Genomic DNA, 4,318 nt, shown 5'->3' on the forward strand with positions numbered 1-4,318 from the left:
CGGGCCGGGTGCCCCCCGGGCGGCGGCGGGTCGGGTGCTCCCGGGGACGCGGCGGCGCGGGGCCGCGTCGGGCGCGGGCGCGGGGTGACGGCGGCGGGGGCGTCAGCCGCGGACGGCGCGTTCCAGCTCGGCCGGAGGGCCGGCCATGATGATCCGGGCGTGCCGGGCCACCTGTTCCGCCGGCCAGTCCCACCAGGCGAGGTCGAGCAGCCGCCGTACGTCGTCCTCGTCGAAGCGCCGGCGGATCAGCCGCGCCGGGTTCCCGCCGACCACCGTGTACGGCTCGACGTCGGCGGTCACCACCGAGCCGGCGGCGATGATCGCCCCGTCACCGATCCGTACGCCCGGCATCACCAGGCAGCCGTAGCCGAACCAGACGTCGTTGCCGACCACCGTGTCGCCCCGGCTCGGCATGCCCATCGCGAGGTCCAGCGTGGCGTCCCGCCAGGCGCCCTCGAACATGGCGAACGGGAAGGTGGAGACCCCGACCGTGGGGTGGGCGCCCCCGGCCATCAGGAACCGGGTGCCGGCGGCGATGGCGCAGTACCGCCCGATGACCAGCCGTTCCGACCCGTACGCGTAGAGCACGTTGGTCCGCTCGAAGTCGTCCGGGCCGGCCGGGTCGTCGTAGTAGGTGTACTCCCCGACCTCGATCGTCGGCAAGGTGACCACGGGCTTGAGGAAGGCGACCCGGTCGAAGCCGGGCAGCGGGTGGCGGGTCATCGGGTTGGGGACGGCGGTCATGCGACTCCTCTCCGCGCCGGGCGCGGCGTGGACACTAAACGCAACTCGTGTTGCGATAACATCAGCATGCCATCGCTTCCGCCATAATGCAACTGGAGTTGCTTTTGTCTGTCGAACCCGCCCGCCCGGGCGATCCCGCCGGCCGGCCCGGTGAGCGACCCGCCCGCCCGGGCGGCCGTACCGCCCGGGTCCGCGCCTCCGTCCGCGCGGCGACCCTGGCCGAACTGGGCGAGAAGGGCTACCAGGGGCTGACCGTAGAGGCGGTCGCCGAACGCTCCGGCGTCCACAAGACCACCGTCTACCGGCGGTGGGGCAGCGTGGAGGGGCTGATCGCCGACGCCCTGGAACTGGCCAGCGGCGAGCCGTGGCCGGTACCGGACACCGGTGACCTCGCCAGCGACCTGCGGGCGCTGACCCGGGAGGTGCTGGCCGGCTTCACCGATCCGGAGGCCGGGCCGGTCGCCACCGCCTTCGTCTCGGCGGCCGTGCAGAACCCGGCGGCCGCCCGGGCCCTGCACGCCTTCTTCGCCGCCCGGCACGAACAGTCAGCACCGGTGGTGCGGCGCGCGGTGGCCCGCGGCGAACTGCCCGCCGACACCGACGCCGCCGAGGTGGTGCGGGTGGCCGTCGCCCCGCTCTACTACCGGCTCTTCGTCAGTGGCGAGCCGATCGACCCGGCGGTCGCCGACCGGGCCGCCGACGCCGCACTGGCCGCCGCCCGGGCCGGCGCGCTGCGTACCGCGTCCCCACCGGCCGGGTCGTCCGCCGGGTAACCGCCGGAGGTGGGGTCGGCCCGGTCAGACGCCGGCCGGGTAGGTCTCCATCTCGCCCGGCGCACTGAGCGCGGGCAGCGGGTGCAGGGCGGTCGCCTCGTCGCACCAGATGAACGCGTCGTACCGCTGGCCCAGCCGGGTCGGCACGTAGTTGCCCCACGACTCGAAGGAGGGGTCGTAGACCACCCCGATCGCCCGGTGGTCCACGGTGTCGGTGACCCAGCCGGGCTGGTCGTCGCCGCCGAACACCAGCACCGCCCGCTCCGGCAGCAGCTCGTGCAACCGCCGCTCGATCGATCCGGCGCGGGCCGGCGGCACCACCATCGCCTCGGCCGGCGAGCCCCAGCGGGGCGCGGCGACCACGGTGCCCCGGTAGCTGCCGAATCCGACCAGCAGCACCGCGTCGGCGCCGTGCCGCTCCCGACCCAGCTGCCCGATGTTGACCATCCCGTCGGCGGCCATGTCGGTGGCCCGGGCGTCGCCGACGTGGGTGTTGTGCGCCCAGACGATGCCCCGGGACTCCGGGCCGTAGCGGTCCAGCAGCCGGTCCAGGGTGTCCGCCATGTGGGTGTCCCGGACGTTCCACGACTCCGGCCCGCCGGCGACCATCGCCCGGTAGTAGCGTTCGGCGCCGGCCACCACCTCGGCGTTCTGCCAGGCCGAGAAGCTGTCCGCGCCGTCCGTGGCGGCCTGCTCCCGGGTCCGGGCCAGCAGCCGGACCACCTCGTCCTCGCACCGGGCGGAGACGAACCGGCTGGCCGCGCCGTACTCCTCGACCCGCTTGCCGTACGGCTCGAAGCAGCGGTACGCGTCCTGCGCCGCCTCCAGCGACGCCGGGTCCTCCTCGCCCAGGTAGTCGAAGATCGCCTGCATCGACTCCCACAGGCTGTAGACGTCCAGGCCGTGGAAGCCGGCCCGGGCCGGCTCGGGGCGCTCCAGGTTCCACGCCCGCAGCCAGCGGCAGAACCGGGCCACCTCGGCGTTCGCCCACATCCAGGTCGGCCAGCGCTCGAAGCGTTCCAACGCGGCCACCGGCTCGGCGGCGCCGCCCGGCGCCCCGGTGACCGAGCGGTGCACCCGGTCGCAGTCCGGCCAGTCCCCCTCCACGGCCACGAAGGAGAACCCGCACTCGGCGATCAACCGCCGGGTGAGCTGCTCGCGGAGCCGGTAGTAGTCGTAACTGCCGTGGGTCGCCTCACCGAGCATCACTATCCGGGCGTCCCGGACGCGTTCCAGCAACGGGTCGAAGTCGCTCGGCGCGCCGAGCCGCTGAACCAGCATGTCCGCGGCTACCCGGCGGGTCGGGCGGGCAAACCGCCCGTTCCGCCGCCCGGCCGGTGGTGTGCCGGGCGGCTGGACGGGTAGCCGGCGGACATGACCGTCACCGGGGTGCAGTTGCAGGAGTACCTGGCCGGGCTCGACTACCCGGTCTCCCGTGAGGACCTGGTCCGCTGGGGTCAGGAGAACGGGGCCAGCACCGAGATGCTCCAGATGCTGCGGGCGCTGCCGGCCGAGCATTTCGACGACCCCGCCGAGCTCAGCGAGGCGCTGAGCACGCTGGCCTGACGCCGGCCGGCCCCACGACGTGCCCGTGGGGCCGGCCGGGCCGCGGGTCGGCGCCGGTCAGCGCGCGTGCAGCAGGCGGAACAGCACCAGCCACTGCTCCGGCCAGACGTGCCCGACCGGGGTGGCCGGGTCGAGCCGGGTCGCCCGCAGCGCGGCGGCCAGCCGGGCCCGCGGGTGGTGCCGCGCCAGCGAGGCCGCGAGCGAGCCGCCGACGCCGTCGAACCCGGTCGCCACCATCCGGCGGTACGCGGGCAGCGCGGCCGGGGGCAGCAGCGGTTCGGACCGCCGCTCCAGCCGCAGGACGCCGGCGTCCACCCGCGGCACCGGCCGGAACGCGGTGCGCGGCACCCGCCCGACCAGCCGCCACCCGAACTCGGGCCAGGTGAGCACGGTGAGCCGGGTCCACCGGCCGTAGTCGCCACTGCGCCGCCGGGCGTACTCCAGTTGGGTGAGCAGCGTCGCCGCGCGCAGCGTCGGGGCGGCCAGGCACCAGCGGACCACCGCCGAGGTGAGCGACCAGGGGATGTTGCCGACCACCTCGAACGGCTCCGGCGGCGGGTCGCTGGCCAGGAAGTCGGCCTGCCGGTGGGTCGCGGTGGGCAGCGCCGCGCAGACCGCGGCCAGGTCCGCACCGGCGACCGGATCCACCTCGTACGCGATCAGGCGCCGGCAGCGGGCGGCCAGCGGCCGGGTCAGCTGGCCGCGACCGGCGCCCACCTCCAGCACCAGCCGGTCGGGGTCGGGGCGGGCCGCCCGGACCAGCCGCGCGATCGCGGCCGGGTCGGCGAGGAAGTTCTGGGAGAGCACGCGACGGGACCGGTCGCGTTCGGTTGCTCGGGTACGGCGGGGCGCCACGGGTCGTCGTCCTGTCTGTCGCCGGTCGGCGACGGTACGGACAGGCGGCATGCGAAGCGGAGCCTGTCCGGTCGGTCGGGGACTCGGACGGCCCTGGTGCGGTGAGCGGGACGATTCGGCGCGAACGGCACGCACTCCCCGGACGCTGCCCGGGACGGCAAACAGCCCCGGGCGGTGCGGGCGGCGGTCACCCCGAGCGACGCCCGGACGGGCGGTCACTCACGGGCGGCGCCGGAGCGTGCGGTGGGTGGATCAGGCGCGGGTCGCGTCCCGGCCAACCAGGGCCGGACGCCGGACTCGCGGGCGGGCCGACAGCAGCGGCCCGAAGGCGGCCGGCGTACCGACCCCCTCGATCAGCGCGTGCGCAGACATGCCCGCAC

General features: G+C 75.6%; 5 protein-coding genes. 2 read left to right on the forward strand and 3 right to left on the reverse strand.

Annotated features, from left to right (window positions below; translation table 11 throughout):
• Nucleotides 1-102: 102 nt before the first annotated feature.
• Nucleotides 103-744: a CatB-related O-acetyltransferase gene (locus DLJ47_RS05265; protein WP_109898968.1), complete on the reverse strand. Its 642-nt coding sequence runs from the start codon at nucleotides 742-744 to the stop codon at nucleotides 103-105.
• 104 nt (nucleotides 745-848) lie between these two features.
• Between DLJ47_RS05265 and DLJ47_RS05270 the strand changes: the two genes are divergently transcribed.
• Nucleotides 849-1,517 (forward strand): TetR/AcrR family transcriptional regulator, encoded by a 669-nt coding sequence (locus DLJ47_RS05270; protein ID WP_233257667.1) that lies wholly within the window; start codon nucleotides 849-851, stop codon nucleotides 1,515-1,517.
• Nucleotides 1,518-1,541: 24 nt separating this feature from the next.
• Here the strand turns inward: DLJ47_RS05270 and DLJ47_RS05275 are convergent, their stop codons facing one another.
• Nucleotides 1,542-2,798, reverse strand: coding sequence for an erythromycin esterase family protein (locus tag DLJ47_RS05275; protein WP_109898970.1), 1,257 nt, complete (start codon nucleotides 2,796-2,798; stop codon nucleotides 1,542-1,544).
• Between the two features lie 93 nt (nucleotides 2,799-2,891).
• Here DLJ47_RS05275 and DLJ47_RS05280 point away from each other — a divergent pair, with 93 nt between their 5' ends.
• A complete protein-coding gene (locus DLJ47_RS05280; protein WP_109898971.1) occupies nucleotides 2,892-3,083 on the forward strand; it encodes a DUF2795 domain-containing protein in 192 nt (63 codons plus the stop codon).
• A gap of 57 nt (nucleotides 3,084-3,140) precedes the next feature.
• Here DLJ47_RS05280 and erm read toward each other — a convergent pair whose 3' ends face one another.
• Nucleotides 3,141-3,938 carry an ErmE/ErmH/ErmO/ErmR family 23S rRNA (adenine(2058)-N(6))-methyltransferase gene (gene erm, locus DLJ47_RS05285; RefSeq protein ID WP_109898972.1) on the reverse strand — a complete coding sequence of 266 codons (798 nt, stop codon included), beginning with the start codon at nucleotides 3,936-3,938 and terminating at the stop codon, nucleotides 3,141-3,143.
• Nucleotides 3,939-4,318: the final 380 nt, after the last annotated feature.

The organism is Micromonospora sp. S4605 (assembly GCF_003176715.1).
Taxonomy (GTDB): Bacteria; Actinomycetota; Actinomycetes; order Mycobacteriales; family Micromonosporaceae; genus Micromonospora; species Micromonospora echinaurantiaca.

Coding starts and splice junctions, on each gene's coding strand:
- DLJ47_RS05265 (WP_109898968.1), bottom strand. CDS start 744: ATGACCGCCGTCCCCAACCCGATGACCCGCCACCCGCTGCCCGGCTTC.
- DLJ47_RS05275 (WP_109898970.1), bottom strand. CDS start 2,798: ATGCTGGTTCAGCGGCTCGGCGCGCCGAGCGACTTCGACCCGTTGCTG.
- DLJ47_RS05280 (WP_109898971.1), top strand. CDS start 2,892: ATGACCGTCACCGGGGTGCAGTTGCAGGAGTACCTGGCCGGGCTCGAC.